Genomic DNA, 15065 nt, shown 5'->3' on the forward strand with positions numbered 1-15065 from the left:
AATCTCCATACGCAATAATCTTATCTAACATCTTATTAAGCGTTTGCTTCAGCTAATAATTTTTTACCTTTTTCAATAGCATCTTCTATACTACCAACAAGGTTAAATGCTGCTTCAGGATACTCGTCAACCTCTCCATCCATAATCATATTGAAACCTTTGATGGTATCTTTAATATCAACTAAAACACCTTTTAAGCCGGTAAACTGCTCTGCAACGTGGAAAGGTTGAGATAAGAAACGTTGTACTCTTCTTGCTCTAGCTACGGTTAATTTATCTTCTTCAGATAACTCATCCATACCTAAAATAGCAATGATATCTTGTAATTCTTTATAACGTTGTAAGATTTCTTTTACTCTTTGTGCGCAAGCATAGTGCTCTTCTCCAACAACTACAGGAGTTAAAATTCTTGAAGTAGAATCTAATGGATCTACCGCAGGGTAAATACCTAACTCAGCAATTTTACGAGAAAGTACGGTTGTAGCATCTAAGTGGGCAAATGTTGTAGCCGGAGCAGGGTCAGTTAAGTCATCCGCAGGTACGTAAACCGCTTGTACAGATGTAATAGATCCTCTTTTTGTTGAAGTAATACGCTCTTGCATAGTACCCATCTCTGTTGCTAATGTTGGTTGGTAACCTACCGCAGAAGGCATACGACCTAATAGCGCTGATACCTCAGAACCTGCTTGCGTAAAACGGAAGATGTTATCGATAAAGAAAAGGATATCTTTTCCTTGTCCATCACCTTCACCATCGCGGTAGTATTCTGCAATGGTTAATCCTGATAAAGCTACACGAGCTCTAGCACCAGGAGGCTCGTTCATTTGACCGAAAACGAAGGTTGCCTTAGAATCTTTAAGTTCTTCTTTATCAATTTTTGATAAATCCCAACCACCTTCTTCCATAGAGTGTTTAAACGCATCTCCGTATTTGATAATACCAGCTTCAATCATCTCACGTAAAAGGTCATTACCTTCACGAGTACGCTCGCCTACACCAGCAAATACTGATAAACCATCATAAGCCTTCGCAATGTTGTTAATTAATTCTTGAATTAATACAGTTTTACCAACACCAGCACCACCAAATAAACCAATTTTACCACCTTTTGCATAAGGCTCTAGTAAGTCAATTACTTTGATACCTGTAAATAAGATTTCATTTTCTGTAGATAAATCTTCAAATCTTGGAGGTAAATTATGGATAGATTTACCATTTACTTTATCAATATCTTCGATACCGTCAATAGCGTCACCCACAACATTGAATACACGACCTTTAATACCCTCGCCTATTGGCATTTTAATAGGAGCTCCGGTATCAGTAACATCCATACCTCTTACTAAACCGTCTGTAGAATCCATCGCAATGGCTCTAACTCTGTCTTCACCTAAATGCTGTTGTACCTCTAAAATGATTTTTTGACCATTTTCTTTACGGATTTCTAAAGCATCGTAAATTTTCGGCAGTTTGGCATCCTCGGCTGAGAAACTAACGTCTACAACTGGTCCGATGATTTGTGCTATTTTTCCAATGTTTGGCATATCGAAATTTAATTATGTATCAGTGAGATATAAATCCCTATCAATTGAATTTTTGAGTGGGCAAAATTACTTTTTATTCATCAAAATACAAATATATGTATACAAAATGTTTTTAAGGAATTTGCATATTTATATTTTATAATGTAAAGTATTGAAAATGAGTTGATTTTGCTATTTTTTGATTTTGAAATATGTTTCGGTTTTATTCTTGAAAGTAGTTTTTTAAAATGGCTATGATTGTTCAGAAACTTGATATAAATTTTTCTTTAAAAAAAATAGGAATGAATCTAAAAATTTGTTATGCTTGCATAATAAAGAGAGATAAGCTCATCTTGTCTTAACCAATTAACTTAAATTAATTTGAAATGAAATTTAATTACGCATTTAAATGGGCTTTTGCGGCTATAATTTTAGTTGCATCAGGTTGTACAAAAGACGAAGAGACTGCCGTTGTTCCTAGCTCTGGAAACGCAGATTTTACCAGATATATTGCATTAGGAAACTCACTTACGGCTGGCTTTGCTGATAATGGACTATACTTAAGTGGTCAATTAAATTCTTTTCCGAATATTTTAGCTCAGCAAATGAAACTTGCTGGCGGTGGAGAGTTTGCTCAACCTTTATTTCCGGCTAATCAAGCTAATGGTTCTGGTTATGTGCGTTATGGTGGCTTAACTCCGACTGGTACACCAAACTTAATTCCTGTAACCACTAATTTAGGTATCAGGGGTTCAGCAACTATACCTGGGTTCGGCAATGTAACTTTATATACCAAGCATACCGGTCCTTTAAATAATTATGGTGTACCGGGTATCAAATTAAGAGACATAAAATTAAATGTTTACGGAAATGTTAATGGTTATTTTGAGAGATTACTACCTGGTAATGCTGGAACCAATACTACTACATACTTAGACTTTGTTACAGCAACACCTTTTACCTTCTTTACCAATTGGTTAGGTAATAATGATGCTTTAGGATATGCAACTAGTGGCGGAGTGGGAGATGTGTTAACACCAACAGCAGATTTTACTACTATGTATACAGAATTAATTAATAGGTTAACAGCTACAGGAGCAAAAGGTGTGGTAGCAACTGTGCCAGATGTTTCTGTTATACCGTTTTTTAATACGGTAACTGTGGCGGCAGTTTTAGCTGGGGTAAATGCTCTCAGACCGACTGGTGTTCCTGCATTTACAAACATTTTTATAGCCACAAGTGCTGGTGCTAGAGTTGCAACTGCAGAAGATTTAATTGTGCTTAATTTTCCCACATCTTTAATGGGAGGAGCTACTTTATATGGTTTAACACCTTCAAATCCAATTGAAAGTAGATATGTGCTAGATAGAGATGAAGTTGCTACGGTTAGAGCTGCCATAACAAGTTATAATAATACCATAAAAACAGTTGCAGCATCTAAAGATTTGGCTGTTTTTGATGCTAACGAGTATCTGAATAAGTTTAAAGGAGCTGGTATAACTGTAGATGGAGTTACTTTTACTACAGCATATATTAGCGGGAAAGTTTTTTCTTTGGATGGTGTACATTTAACTCCAATGGGTAATGCAGTGGTAGCTAATGAGCTTATCAATATTATCAACGCAAAATATAATGCCACTTTACCAAAAGTAGAATTAAGTAATTATACATTTTTGAAATTCAACTAAGTCAATCAGATCAGAAAGATTAGCGTTGTTTTGAGGTAATTTACCACTAAAAAGGCAGTGTAAAAGCACTGTCTTTTTTGTTATGATTAAATTTAGTTATTAAAAGTGATTTTTCCGGCAAAAGAACTATTTTCGGGCAATGAAAAAGATTCTAGTAACTGGTAGCAATGGTTTGTTAGGGCAAAAACTCACCGAAAGGATTTTAGCTCAGCAAGATTTTGAATTGATTGCTACATCTAAAGGGCAAAACAGATATGCTGTAAAAGATGGTTATACTTATGCAGAAATGGATATTACCAATGAAGATAGTATCCATGAGGTTGTAGCTAAGTACAAACCAGATGTGATTATCCATACAGCTGCAATGACTAATGTAGATACCTGCGAGAATGAAAAGGCCCTTTGTTGGCTGCTTAATGTTACAGCAGTAGATTACCTGATCAAAGCATGCCAGAAACATCAAATCCAATTGGTTCATCTTTCTACAGATTTTATTTTTGATGGTGAGGATGGTCCTTATACGGAGGAAGATAAAGCTAATCCAGTTTCTTATTATGGAGAATCTAAATGGGCAGCGGAGCAGCTTTTAATGCAATCTGATATTCATTATACCATATTAAGAACCATTATTGTTTATGGTATTGTGAATGATATGAGTCGAAGTAATATCATACTTTGGGCAAAGGGAGCATTAGAAAAAGGTTCGCCTATCAATATTGTTAACGACCAATGGAGAATGCCAACTTTAGCAGAGGATTTAGCAGAAATTTGTTTACTAGCCGCTCAAAAAGGTGCTAAAGGTATTTATAATGCTTCTGGAAAAGATATGATGAGTATTATGGAGCTGGTAGAACAAGTGGCAGACTTTTATAACTTAGATAAAAGCTTAATCAAACCTATTAGTTCAGATTCTTTAAACCAGGCAGCTAAAAGACCAAAAAAAACCGGATTTATTTTAGACAAGTCTATAAAAGATTTAGGATATCAACCACACTCTTTTAAAGAAGGTTTAGAAATTATGGATAAACAATTGAAACAAAGAGGACTTGTTGGAAGTTAGAGATGTAATTCAATTAAAATTCAATCAATCAAAAATCAATCATTCAATAAATAAATATTCAATCAATCAAAAATCAATCATTCAATAAATATACATTATGGCATTACAAGTAGGAGAACAAGCACCAGATTTTACTTTATTTAATTCTGAGCTTAAAGAAGTAAGTTTAAAAGATTTTGCAGGTAAGAAAGTTATTATTCACTTTTTTCCAATGGCATTTACAGGTGTTTGCACAACACAATTATGTACTATGAGAGATAATTTTGGTTTTTACGAAGGTTTAAATGCTCAAGTATTAGGTATTTCAGTAGATTCTCCTTTTACTTTAGCTAAATTTAAAGAAGACAATAATTATCAATTTCCATTATTATCAGATTTTAACAAAGAAGTTTCTAAGGCATTTGGAGCTTATTACGATGAATTTGTATTTAATTTAAAAGGTGTTTCTAAAAGAGCTGCTTTTGTAATTGATGAAAACCAGAAGGTAATTTATGCAGAAGTATTAGAATCTGCCGGAGATTTACCTAATTTCAAAGCAATTGACGATATTGTCAAATAATTAAATTAAAAAAATCAGCTTATGGAGGGTTCTCTAAACATTGTGTTTATTATAGTTGGGAGTTTTATTGCTCTTGTACTTGTCTTGTATTTTCTGCCGATTAATTTGTGGTTCACAGCTCAATTATCGGGTGTAAGAATTAACTTACTTAATTTGGTATTAATGCGATTAAGAAGAGTACCTCCTTCTTTAGTAGTAAACGCCATGATTACATCAACCAAAGCTGGTTTAAATATTACTTCTAACGAGATAGAAACACATTATTTAGCTGGAGGGCATGTTAATAACGTTATTAAGGCATTAATTTCAGCAGATAAAGCTAATATTCCTTTAGATTTTAAGCTAGCCACGGCTATAGATTTAGCAGGGCGAGATGTTTTTGAGGCTGTACAATTATCAGTAAATCCAAGAGTTATCAATACGCCTCCAGTGGCCGCCGTTGCTAAAGATGGTATACAGTTGATTGCAAAAGCCAGAGTAACAGTGAGGGCCAATATTAATCAATTGGTTGGTGGTGCTGGTGAAGAAACTATCTTAGCTCGTGTAGGCGAAGGTATTGTAACTACCATCGGATCTGCTGTTAGTCATAAAGAGGTTTTAGAAAATCCTGATAAGATATCAAAAGTTGTACTTTCTAAAGGTTTAGATTCTGGAACAGCATTTGAAATTTTATCTATTGATATTGCAGATATTGACATTGGTGATAATATTGGTGCCAAGTTACAAACAGACCAAGCTGAGGCTGATTTAAAAGTAGCTAATGCAAAAGCCGAAGAGAGAAGAGCCATTGCAGTTGCTTTTGAACAAGAAATGAAAGCTAAGGCACAAGATGCAAGAGCTAAGGTGATAGAAGCAGAAGCTCAAGTACCGCTAGCCATGGCAGAAGCATTTAGAAGTGGTAATCTCGGAATTATGGATTATTATAAAATGCAAAATATACAGGCCGATACAGAAATGAGAGAATCTATTTCAAGACCTAGTGGAGATCAAAAAAAGGATAAAAAATAATGTTTATCTGATTGTATAGAAAGCGCTTAGTGAAAAATTAAGCGCTTTTTATTTTTTAAAGATTTTTGTGTTGAGCAATTCTAATCTACCTTATTTCAAATAAAATTTGCATTAATGTCTATATTGTCTATTTTTGCAGTCCCAAATATGGGAAATTAAGTTTTTTATATCTTAGATAGATAAACAAAACTTACAATACATAAAGTATTGGATCTGTAGCTTAACTGGATAGAGCACCTGACTACGGATCAGGAGGTTAGGGGTTCGACTCCCTTCAGGTCCACTAATTAAGGTAAAGCCTTTTTGCCAACAGGCAAAAAGGCTTTTTAAATTTTAACAGATATTACTATGCTTAATTTAGTACTCTTTGGCCCTCCGGGAGCCGGCAAAGGCACACAATCTCAAAAACTTATTGAAAAATATAATTTGGTACATCTTTCAACGGGTGATATTTTGAGAGGAGAAATTAGCAATGGCACAGCGTTAGGGCTAGAAGCTAAAAAATTAATGGATGAAGGTGTTTTAGTGCCTGATGAAGTAGTTATTGGCATGATTAGCAATAAATTAGATGCTAATAAAGAGGCTAATGGATTTATATTTGATGGTTTCCCAAGAACAGTAGCACAAGCAGAAGCTTTAGATAATTTATTATCATCTAAAGGTGAAGCTATATCTGGAATGATAGCTTTAGAGGTAGAGCCAGTAGAATTAGAGAAGAGATTATTATTAAGAGGTAAAGATTCTGGTCGTCCTGATGATCAAAATCCAGAAATCATTAAAAAAAGAGTAGAAGAGTACAATTCTAAAACAGCACAAGTAGCTGGTTATTACAAAGAACAAGGTAAGTTTACTAGTGTAAATGGAATTGGTACTATTGAAGATATTTTTACCATTATTAGTAAAGTAGTAGATACTTACTAAGCACATATTACTAAAAATTAGCGGATGTGTTTTTGTACATCCGCTTTTTTTATTTTTACAGAGGAGAATAAATTATGTCACAGGGCTCAAATTTCGTTGATTATGTTAAAATTTGTGGACGTTCTGGTAACGGAGGTCCCGGTTCAGCACATTTACACCGCGATATAAGAACCAGTATGGGTGGCCCAGATGGTGGCGATGGTGGTAGAGGTGGTCATGTGATTGTGAGAGGGAACGCTCAACTATGGACACTGTTACATCTCAAATACCGTAAACATGTTATTGCAGAGCATGGCATGTCTGGCGGTAGCTCTTTAAAAACTGGTAAATGTGGCCAAGATGAAATTTTAGAAGTTCCCTTAGGTACAGTAATTAAAGATGCAGAAACTGGTGAAGTTGCCTTTGAAATCACTAAAGATGGTGAAGAGCGTATTCTGGTTGAAGGTGGAAGAGGCGGTTTAGGCAATTGGCACTTTAAAAGCGCAACCCGTCAAACTCCTCGTTTTGCACAACAAGGCGAGCCTGGAAAAGAAGAATGGAAGATCCTAGAGCTTAAAGTTTTAGCAGATGTTGGTTTAGTAGGTTTTCCTAATGCTGGTAAATCAACTTTATTATCTGTTATTACAGCTGCTAAGCCAGAAATAGGCGATTATCCTTTTACAACCATAGTCCCAAACTTGGGAATAGTTTCTTACAGAGGTAATCAGTCTTTTGTGATGGCGGATATCCCTGGTATTATTGAAGGCGCTTCAGAAGGTAAAGGATTGGGATTTAGATTTTTACGTCATATAGAAAGAAACTCTGTTTTACTGTTTATGGTGCCAGCAGATACACATAGAAGTATTAAAGAAGAGTATGAGATCTTATTAGCAGAGCTGGAAGCTTATAATCCAGAAATGATGCAAAAGCCTAGAATTTTGGCGATTACTAAATCAGATATGCTAGATGAAGAGCTAGAAACTGAAATGCGTAAAGAGGTTGATTTAGATATTCCTTTTGTTTTTATTTCTTCTGTAGCGCAAAAAGGGTTGCTAGAACTTAAAGACTTACTATGGAAAGAAATTAACCAGTAGAATGATTGTTAGTTTTTTTTATTTACTATTGATTGTTTTGTATTTAATACAAGCAAACTTGAAATAATAGACCGTTAAGTGCCTTTAAAAAATATTATTACGTTCTAGCGTATCCTAAACTTTCAATATCACTTATGTGATTTATGAGATGAGTTTTCCCATCTTTTAAGATATAAAGTTGATTGCTGATTTCAGTTACATATCTAAACATATGATCAGTAATTAAAAAACCTTTCTTTGCTTTCTCTATGTTTAATATGTTATTGATTTTTTCTATATGCAAGGGCATTATATGTGAGAATGGCTCATCTAGCATTGAAAATAGAGATTCAGATTTAATAATAGCGTATACTTCAATTAAACGCCGTTGACCTCCAGAAAGCTCATTTAGGCTTAAGTTAGGTTTATAATGAAATTCATTAAAAAATTCTACGAACTCTTCGTAGTCTAAATTAAAGTCAATAAATGTTCTTTTAAGTGATAAATAATCTGGAATAAAATTAAACTGTGGTAGATATGTAATTAAATCATGGCGTTTGAATGCTTGAGGAATAACTGTGTTATCAATGCGAATAGACTTATCTGTAACCTTTAAACTACCGTAAACAATATTCATTAAACATGTCTTTCCTTCTCCGTTTCTACCCAAAATCCCTGTAATCTCGCCTGTTTCACATTTGATGTATATATCTGATAAAATTCTTTTTGTACCAAATGTTAAATATATGCCATCTGCTTCTAACGTATGCTTCATGTTATTTGATAAGTCACTATAAGAGAAAAAATAAATGTTAAGATATCAAAACTGAAACTTGAAATCCAGAGAGCTGCTTTTGATAAGCCTAAATTTTGGTAGTAATAAAACTCTTTTGATTTGCTGTGAGAAATATAATAATAGATAATTCCCAGTGTTACTATTTTGAACCAAAGAATAATTGGGAAATATGATAATCCGTTTTTGAACAACAGCCAAATGCTGCAAATTGTAATTACGATACTGGTAAAAGCAAAATTTTTATAGAATGTCCACAGTAACCTTATGATTTTAAATACCTTCATGATAGGGAATTTTATTAATCATATATTTAATATAAAAGAATCTTACGAGATTTTAGTATCATGTAATCTGTTGTATTTGATTTTTACTTTTAAATATTTTGATTGCAAATTTTTTCAAATAAGAATTTTTCCTGTATAAAATAGAATATTCTCTGATAGCTTTTACGCTTTATAAGTTTCATAATCCTAAGTTTTAATCAACCATTCAAATATTATCTCCTTTAAACTTCTCTGAGGAATAAACTATTTTAGTTTTACCATGGGGTTCTGGTTTGCCATCCTCATTCATGTTTACAAACACAATTTTGTCTATAGTTAAAATCCGTTGACGAGTGATTTTATTCCTCACTTCGCAGTATAAAGTGATGGAAGTAGTACCAAAATGCGTAGCTGTAATACCCATTTCTATCACATCACCTAAGCGAGCAGAGCTTACAAAATTAATCTCAGACATATACTTGGTAACTACCCTGTTGTTGTCTAGCTGGCAAATGGTGTAAATAGCGGCTTCTTCATCTATCCACTTTAATAAGCTACCACCAAATAAAGTTCCATTAGGATTTAAATCCTCTGGTTTTATCCATTTTCTGGTATGAAAATTCATCGTTTTTCTTTTAAAGAAAAGCTATTAAACATCAAAAAGCAAGATAAATCATCAATTTATTTTAAAAACTTAATGTAGGCAAACCTGTTAGCTTCATATAAGGAAATTACTGATGGATTTATTTAATCAGCGTAAGCAAACTAATTTTTTACCTTATGATGGCGAGGTGCTTTATTATCCAAATATTTTTTCTTTAGAAGATGCAAAAGCATTTTATCAAAATCTTTTATCAGGTATAGCTTGGCAGCAAGATGTAGTTAAGATTTTTGGGAAGCAATTTATCACAGCTAGAAAAGTAGCTTGGTATGGAGACGATGCTTGTGCTTACACCTATTCTCATCAAACAAAAATAGCTTTACCTTGGACACCAGAGCTTCTATCATTAAAAAATAAGGTTGAAGAAATTACAAATGAGCATTATAACGCTTGTTTATTAAATCTTTATCATTCTGGTAATGAGGGTATGGGTTGGCATAGTGATGATGAAAAATCAATTGTTCCGCAGTCTGCAATAGCTTCTTTGAGCTTTGGAGCGGCAAGAAAATTTGTGTTTAAACATAAAGAAAGCAAAGAAAGTGTTTCTCTACTTCTAGAAGATGCTAGCTTATTGGTGATGAAAGGCCGTACCCAAGAGCAGTGGTTGCATGCTTTGCCTAAAACCAAGAAGGTGAAAGATTTAAGAATCAATTTAACATTCAGAAAAATGATTTTATGAGTACAGAAAGCCCTTTTTTAACTGCCGAGTGGAATGATTTAATCATGGCTAATTATGTTATTGATGCTGATTTGCTAACACCTTATATCCCCAAAGGAACAGTATTAGATGATTATCATGGGCAAGTATTTGTAAGCTTAATTGGGTTTATGTTTGAGCAAACCCGTTTATTAGGTTTTAAAATCCCTTTTCATGTAAACTTTGAGGAAGTGAACCTAAGATTTTATGTGAAATATTTAGACCGAGGCATTTGGAAAAGAGGGGCGGTTTTTATTAAAGAAATTGTACCAAAACTAGCCATAAGTTTAGTAGCTAATACTTTGTATCGCGAGAAATATAGTACAATGGCCATGAAGCACTATAAAGAGAAAAATGCAGATGAGATTAAACTAGGCTACTTTTGGAAATATAAAGGAACATGGAATAGTATAGAAGCTGTAACGTATACCAAAGCAAGAGCCATGGAAGCGGGTAGCGAGGAAGAGTTTATTGCAGAACATTATTGGGGTTATTCTCAATACAGTACTCATATAACCTATGAGTATGCTGTTAGGCATCCTTCCTGGTTAATTTATGATGTAAAGTCTTACTATATCAATTGTGATTTTGAGGCTTTGTATGGCGTAAAATTTGCTTTTTTAAAGGATAGAAAACCCAATTCCGTTTTCGTCGCTCAAGGTTCGCCTATTAGCATCATGAATAAAAATGTGATTAAATTTTAGCGTCTTTTATTGCTGATTTGCGCTCTCATAAATTAATCTCTACATTTAGTATCAAAAATTACAGATAATAAGTGCATTCTTAAATTATCAATCTTTGTGAAGTTTTTTTGTTGAGGTAATTTTAAGATTTTAAGATTTAACATGGTGCTATCCCTTTTATTTATAGTGTTTTCAGAGTTTTCTGTCTGGTGGATTTTGCCTTGTTTAGGTGTAGGTCTTTTATTTGGATGGTTTTTTTATAGAAAGGAGCTAAGTCAAAAATCAAACTTGTACTACTTCTTATTTGCCTTAAGAACTATCTTCATTAGCCTACTATGCTTTTTACTTTTAGCGCCTCTTATTAAAACTCAGCGTAAGCGTACAGAGAAACCTTTAATCGTTATAGCACAAGATAATTCTGCCTCAATAAAATCCGCTGGTTTGGATTTACAAACTTACCATAAGCAGTTTAAGTTATTGAAAGAGCGTTTAAGTGAGGTTTATGAGGTAGAAGTTTTAAGCTTTGGAAAATCGGTTAAATTAGGTGATACTTTAAATTATAAAGAGCAGCAAACCAACTTTTCAGCACTTTTTGATTTTATCAATAAGCAATATGAAGGGAGAAATTTAGGGACAGTTATTTTAGCTTCGGATGGTATTATAAATGCAGGATACAACCCTATAACCGAGCTAACAAAATTTAAGTCGCCAATTTTTACCATTGCTTTAGGCGATACCATCCCCAAAAAGGATTTATTCATCAATAGCATTAATTATAACAAAATTGCTTATTTAGGCAATGATTATACGGTAGCTGTTAATCTGGGTGCCTTTGATTTAAAAGGAAGTAAAGCCATTGTAAATATAAAAGCAGAAGGTTTACAGCCTTTTAATAAAACCATTGTTATTGATGAGCAGGATTGGCGAAATGCCTTAACATTTAGCCTAAAAGCTACTAAATTAGGAGTACAAAAAATTACTATAGAAGCATTACCCGTAGACAAAGAGGCTACTTTACAAAATAACAAGCAGACCATTTTTATTGATGTACTGGATGGTAAGAAAAAAGTCTTGATATTAGCACATGCTCCACATCCGGATTTAGCAGCTATCAAACAAAGTTTAGAGGCTAATGAAAATTATGAAGTTCTTGTGAATGTAGTTAATGCGCAAGAAAACAGTATCGATTTTGATATTTATAGCCTAGTTATATTGCATAATCTACCATCAGCGAAAGCGCCTATAAAAGCTATTTTTAACAAATTAAAAAATAAGCCGAAATTATTTATTACAGGCCTAAATGTAGATTTTGATGAGTTAAATCAAACACAAGATTTATTAAAAACAAATAAGGGTGGAAGTGCTGAGGACTTTTTTCCTAAACTTAATACTGGTTTTTTCGCATTTAGTTTATCTGCAACATCTGCTGGTTTGATAGCTAAATTCCCACCTTTAAATAGCCAAATAAGTTCTTATACTTTTGTTGTACAACATCAAGATTTTTTGGTTAAACCTGATGATCAACCACTTTTATCATTTGTAAAGCAAAATAATTTAACCACAGGTTTTCTTTTTGGAGAAGGTTTATGGAAATGGCGATTAGAAAACTATAAGCTTGCAGAAAATCATGATGCTTTTCAAGAAATTTTAAGTAAAGTAGTACAGTATTTAAGTGTACAAGAGGATAAAAGGAAATTTAGAGCCTACCCAGTAAAAAATAGGTTTACCGACGATGAAGCTATCCTGCTTAATGCCGAGTTGTATAATGATGTTTTTGAGCCTATAAAAAATGCAGAAATAGCAGTAGATGTTTTTAGCAATACAGGTAAAAAGTATAGTTATATTTTTACGGCTAAAGGAGAGAATTATGAACTTAATGCTGGTTTGCTACCTGCGGGTTCTTACAGTTTTACTGCTAAAACCAGTGCTACAGGTAAACAAGAAGTAGCAAAAGGACAGTTTTTAGTAGAACAGCTTGTGGCAGAATATCAACAAACAAAAGCTAATCATCAGTTACTTTATCAAATGGCTGAGGCTACAGGAGGAGATTTTTTATATCCTGCTGATTTAGAAAGTTTAAACGCTCGCTTACAACAAAAGGAGCAAATCAAAACCATTACTTTTGAAGATAAAAGCTATGATGATTTAATTAATTTAAAATGGTTTTTTGCTGTTTTAATGATATTTATAACCCTAGAGTGGTTTTTAAGAAAGAGAAATGGAACTATTTGATAATTTAGGACAAATCATTACCATTTGCGGAACTATTTCTTTTGCAGTATCTGGTGCCTTTGCTGCTATGCAAAAAAGGTTAGATGCTTTTGGGGTTTTGATTGTAGCTTTTGCAACTGCTGTTGGCGGAGGTACTTTACGAGATTTAATTATTGGGGATACTCCCGTTTTTTGGTTAAAAGGACCTAATTACAGTTTGCTTATTATTTTAACAGCTTTGTTTTCCATGTTTTTTTGGAAGAAACTAAAATCATTAAAAATTACCTTGTTTTTATTTGACTCTTTAGGTTTGGGTTTTTTTACGATTGTAGGCTTACAGAAAGGTCTCAGTTTTGATTTAAGTCCGGGTATTTGTATAGCTTTAGGTACGATTACAGGCTGTTTTGGTGGTATAACCCGAGATATATTATTGAATAATATTCCCTTAATTTTTAGAAAAGAAATTTATGCTACTGCTTGTATTATTGGGGGCTTATGTTTTTTCTTATTGTCTTATTTAGGTATGAATATCGCTTTTGTAGAAATTATATCTATTATCGTAGTTTTTGTTATCAGAATTATCTCGGTAAAGTATAATTATACATTACCGAGATTTTATTAAATCTTTAATTCATATTTGCCTTTTGAGGTAAAGTAATGGAAAATGTTGTTCCTTCACCTTGTGCAGAAGTGATTTCTAAACTGCCTTTTAGGCTATCTATTAAATGTTTAACTAAAGCCAAACCAAAACCATAACCTGCTTCTCCTTGTGTACCGTTTGTAGATGCTACCTGACCATTTAAAATAGCATCTATTCTGTCTTTACTTATACCTACTCCATCATCCTTAACCTTAATGTGAAGATTGGTATGGTCTACAGTAGAAATAATATCTAAATCAACTGTTACAGCACCATTTTCTGACGTAAATTTCATGGCGTTAGAGATTAAATTACCTATAATTTGAAGTAACTTATCTTTTGAGAATGGTATATCTTCTGTTTTTTTATTGATATTTACTTTGAAATTGATGTTTTTATAAACAGCTTGTGGATTGTAAAGCTTTTCTAATTTATCTTTTAAGGTTAATAAATTCAGCTCGTTATCATTAAGCTTTTTAGCTTTATTAGCTGTTAAAATTTCATCTGCCAATTCTAATAAAGAAGTACCACTTTTTTGAATCAGTTGAACAAATTCTAAAACTTCATCTAATTTGTTTTGATCTCCTTGTTCGCTAATAATTTGTGCCAACCCAATAATACCACCAATTGGACCTCTAATATCATGTGCAACCTTTTTTTGTACCTGGTCTGCCTGTTCTAATTTATATTTTAAACTTTTGATAACCTTTAAAGCAGTAAGTCGGTTGATAATTTCTTTTGCAATAATTTTTAAAAATTCAACCTTTTCTGGATCTATTTCTCTAGTTTGATTATCTAAAATACATAATGCGCCAATATTATAACCATCATTGGTAGTTAACGGCACCCCAAAATAGTATTTAAGTCTGTTTCCTTTTAAATCAGTAAATATGTTGTCTTTGTATCTTTCGTCGGTTGTTAAATCGTCAATTTTATAAGCCTCATCTTGCATAATGGTGTATTGGCAAACAGAATCCTCTCTAGGCATTTGTTTTAAATCCATACCGTGGCTAGCAACGGTCCATTGTGTAAAAGAGTCTATCAAATTTACTAAAGAGATGGGAGCACCTAGTGCTTTTGCGGCAAGACGTGTTAAATCTTTAAAGTTATCTTCTAGGCTGTAGTAATCAAGATCAAAATCTGATAAGTTTAAAATTCTATTTAATTCATTTTCTGGAATTGGTGCGCTGCTCATAGTATTTTCTGCTTTATACGTAATGGGTTAATTTAATAAATAATTTGTTAAAAATATCTAGCCCATAAATTTATATTCATACGGGTAGGTAAGAATTTAGATACAATT

The 15065-nt window shown here is 33.1% G+C and carries 14 protein-coding genes and 1 tRNA gene; 11 read left to right on the forward strand and 4 right to left on the reverse strand.

Annotated elements, in window-relative coordinates:
* Positions 1 to 35: 35 nt before the first annotated feature.
* Entirely contained in the window at positions 36 to 1544 is a 1509-nt protein-coding gene (gene atpD / locus B2745_RS02195; protein WP_026903838.1) for a F0F1 ATP synthase subunit beta, read from the reverse strand.
* 365 nt (positions 1545 to 1909) lie between these two features.
* Between atpD and B2745_RS02200 the strand changes: the two genes are divergently transcribed.
* From B2745_RS02200 to obgE, 7 genes are all read left to right on the forward strand, one after another.
* Positions 1910 to 3211: an SGNH/GDSL hydrolase family protein gene (locus tag B2745_RS02200; protein WP_304063100.1), complete on the forward strand. Its 1302-nt coding sequence runs from the start codon at positions 1910 to 1912 to the stop codon at positions 3209 to 3211.
* Positions 3212 to 3350: 139 nt separating this feature from the next.
* Complete coding sequence (locus B2745_RS02205; RefSeq protein ID WP_304063103.1) at positions 3351 to 4271, forward strand: SDR family oxidoreductase; 921 nt, start codon at positions 3351 to 3353, stop codon at positions 4269 to 4271.
* 97 nt (positions 4272 to 4368) lie between these two features.
* Positions 4369 to 4830, forward strand: coding sequence for a redoxin domain-containing protein (locus B2745_RS02210; protein WP_304063106.1), 462 nt, complete (start codon positions 4369 to 4371; stop codon positions 4828 to 4830).
* Positions 4831 to 4851: 21 nt separating this feature from the next.
* Positions 4852 to 5838, forward strand: coding sequence for a flotillin-like protein FloA (gene floA, locus B2745_RS02215; RefSeq protein ID WP_026903834.1), 987 nt, complete (start codon positions 4852 to 4854; stop codon positions 5836 to 5838).
* Between the two features lie 209 nt (positions 5839 to 6047).
* Positions 6048 to 6121: transfer RNA gene (locus tag B2745_RS02220), tRNA-Arg, on the forward strand.
* A gap of 65 nt (positions 6122 to 6186) precedes the next feature.
* Complete coding sequence (locus B2745_RS02225; protein WP_304063109.1) at positions 6187 to 6759, forward strand: adenylate kinase; 573 nt, start codon at positions 6187 to 6189, stop codon at positions 6757 to 6759.
* 74 nt (positions 6760 to 6833) lie between these two features.
* On the forward strand, positions 6834 to 7832 hold the full coding sequence (obgE, locus tag B2745_RS02230) for a GTPase ObgE (RefSeq protein WP_026903832.1): 999 nt from the start codon (positions 6834 to 6836) through the stop codon (positions 7830 to 7832).
* A gap of 97 nt (positions 7833 to 7929) precedes the next feature.
* Here the strand turns inward: obgE and B2745_RS02235 are convergent, their stop codons facing one another.
* Together B2745_RS02235 and B2745_RS02240 are read right to left on the reverse strand one after the other, a co-directional pair.
* A complete protein-coding gene (locus B2745_RS02235; RefSeq protein ID WP_304063112.1) occupies positions 7930 to 8586 on the reverse strand; it encodes an ATP-binding cassette domain-containing protein in 657 nt (218 codons plus the stop codon).
* A gap of 510 nt (positions 8587 to 9096) precedes the next feature.
* Entirely contained in the window at positions 9097 to 9495 is a 399-nt protein-coding gene (locus B2745_RS02240; RefSeq protein ID WP_026903831.1) for an acyl-CoA thioesterase, read from the reverse strand.
* A gap of 112 nt (positions 9496 to 9607) precedes the next feature.
* On the opposite strand from B2745_RS02240, the gene B2745_RS02245 reads away from it, so the two are divergent.
* The 4 genes from B2745_RS02245 to B2745_RS02260 all read left to right on the forward strand — a co-directional run bounded on the left by B2745_RS02245 (position 9608) and on the right by B2745_RS02260 (position 13744).
* Positions 9608 to 10210: an alpha-ketoglutarate-dependent dioxygenase AlkB family protein gene (locus B2745_RS02245; protein ID WP_304063115.1), complete on the forward strand. Its 603-nt coding sequence runs from the start codon at positions 9608 to 9610 to the stop codon at positions 10208 to 10210.
* A complete protein-coding gene (locus tag B2745_RS02250; protein ID WP_304063118.1) occupies positions 10207 to 10932 on the forward strand; it encodes a YqjF family protein in 726 nt (241 codons plus the stop codon). The genes B2745_RS02245 and B2745_RS02250 overlap by 4 nt, the downstream gene beginning before the upstream one ends.
* A 141-nt stretch (positions 10933 to 11073) precedes the next feature.
* The gene (locus B2745_RS02255; protein WP_304063121.1) at positions 11074 to 13143 is read left to right on the forward strand and encodes a hypothetical protein; all 2070 of its coding nucleotides are present in this window, start codon (positions 11074 to 11076) and stop codon (positions 13141 to 13143) included.
* A complete protein-coding gene (locus B2745_RS02260) occupies positions 13130 to 13744 on the forward strand; it encodes a trimeric intracellular cation channel family protein (protein WP_304063124.1) in 615 nt (204 codons plus the stop codon). The genes B2745_RS02255 and B2745_RS02260 overlap by 14 nt, the downstream gene beginning before the upstream one ends.
* Before the next feature lie 4 nt (positions 13745 to 13748).
* Here the strand turns inward: B2745_RS02260 and B2745_RS02265 are convergent, their stop codons facing one another.
* On the reverse strand, positions 13749 to 14957 hold the full coding sequence (locus B2745_RS02265; protein ID WP_304063127.1) for a GAF domain-containing sensor histidine kinase: 1209 nt from the start codon (positions 14955 to 14957) through the stop codon (positions 13749 to 13751).
* Positions 14958 to 15065 lie beyond the last annotated feature (108 nt).

It is taken from the genome of Pedobacter glucosidilyticus (genome assembly GCF_002483235.1).
GTDB lineage: Bacteria > Bacteroidota > Bacteroidia > Sphingobacteriales > Sphingobacteriaceae > Pseudopedobacter > Pseudopedobacter glucosidilyticum_B.

Coding starts and splice junctions, on each gene's coding strand:
- atpD (WP_026903838.1), bottom strand. CDS start 1,544: ATGCCAAACATTGGAAAAATAGCACAAATCATCGGACCAGTTGTAGAC.
- B2745_RS02200 (WP_304063100.1), top strand. CDS start 1,910: ATGAAATTTAATTACGCATTTAAATGGGCTTTTGCGGCTATAATTTTA.
- B2745_RS02205 (WP_304063103.1), top strand. CDS start 3,351: ATGAAAAAGATTCTAGTAACTGGTAGCAATGGTTTGTTAGGGCAAAAA.
- B2745_RS02210 (WP_304063106.1), top strand. CDS start 4,369: ATGGCATTACAAGTAGGAGAACAAGCACCAGATTTTACTTTATTTAAT.
- floA (WP_026903834.1), top strand. CDS start 4,852: ATGGAGGGTTCTCTAAACATTGTGTTTATTATAGTTGGGAGTTTTATT.
- B2745_RS02225 (WP_304063109.1), top strand. CDS start 6,187: ATGCTTAATTTAGTACTCTTTGGCCCTCCGGGAGCCGGCAAAGGCACA.
- obgE (WP_026903832.1), top strand. CDS start 6,834: ATGTCACAGGGCTCAAATTTCGTTGATTATGTTAAAATTTGTGGACGT.
- B2745_RS02235 (WP_304063112.1), bottom strand. CDS start 8,586: ATGAAGCATACGTTAGAAGCAGATGGCATATATTTAACATTTGGTACA.
- B2745_RS02240 (WP_026903831.1), bottom strand. CDS start 9,495: ATGAATTTTCATACCAGAAAATGGATAAAACCAGAGGATTTAAATCCT.
- B2745_RS02245 (WP_304063115.1), top strand. CDS start 9,608: ATGGATTTATTTAATCAGCGTAAGCAAACTAATTTTTTACCTTATGAT.
- B2745_RS02250 (WP_304063118.1), top strand. CDS start 10,207: ATGAGTACAGAAAGCCCTTTTTTAACTGCCGAGTGGAATGATTTAATC.
- B2745_RS02255 (WP_304063121.1), top strand. CDS start 11,074: ATGGTGCTATCCCTTTTATTTATAGTGTTTTCAGAGTTTTCTGTCTGG.
- B2745_RS02260 (WP_304063124.1), top strand. CDS start 13,130: ATGGAACTATTTGATAATTTAGGACAAATCATTACCATTTGCGGAACT.
- B2745_RS02265 (WP_304063127.1), bottom strand. CDS start 14,957: ATGAGCAGCGCACCAATTCCAGAAAATGAATTAAATAGAATTTTAAAC.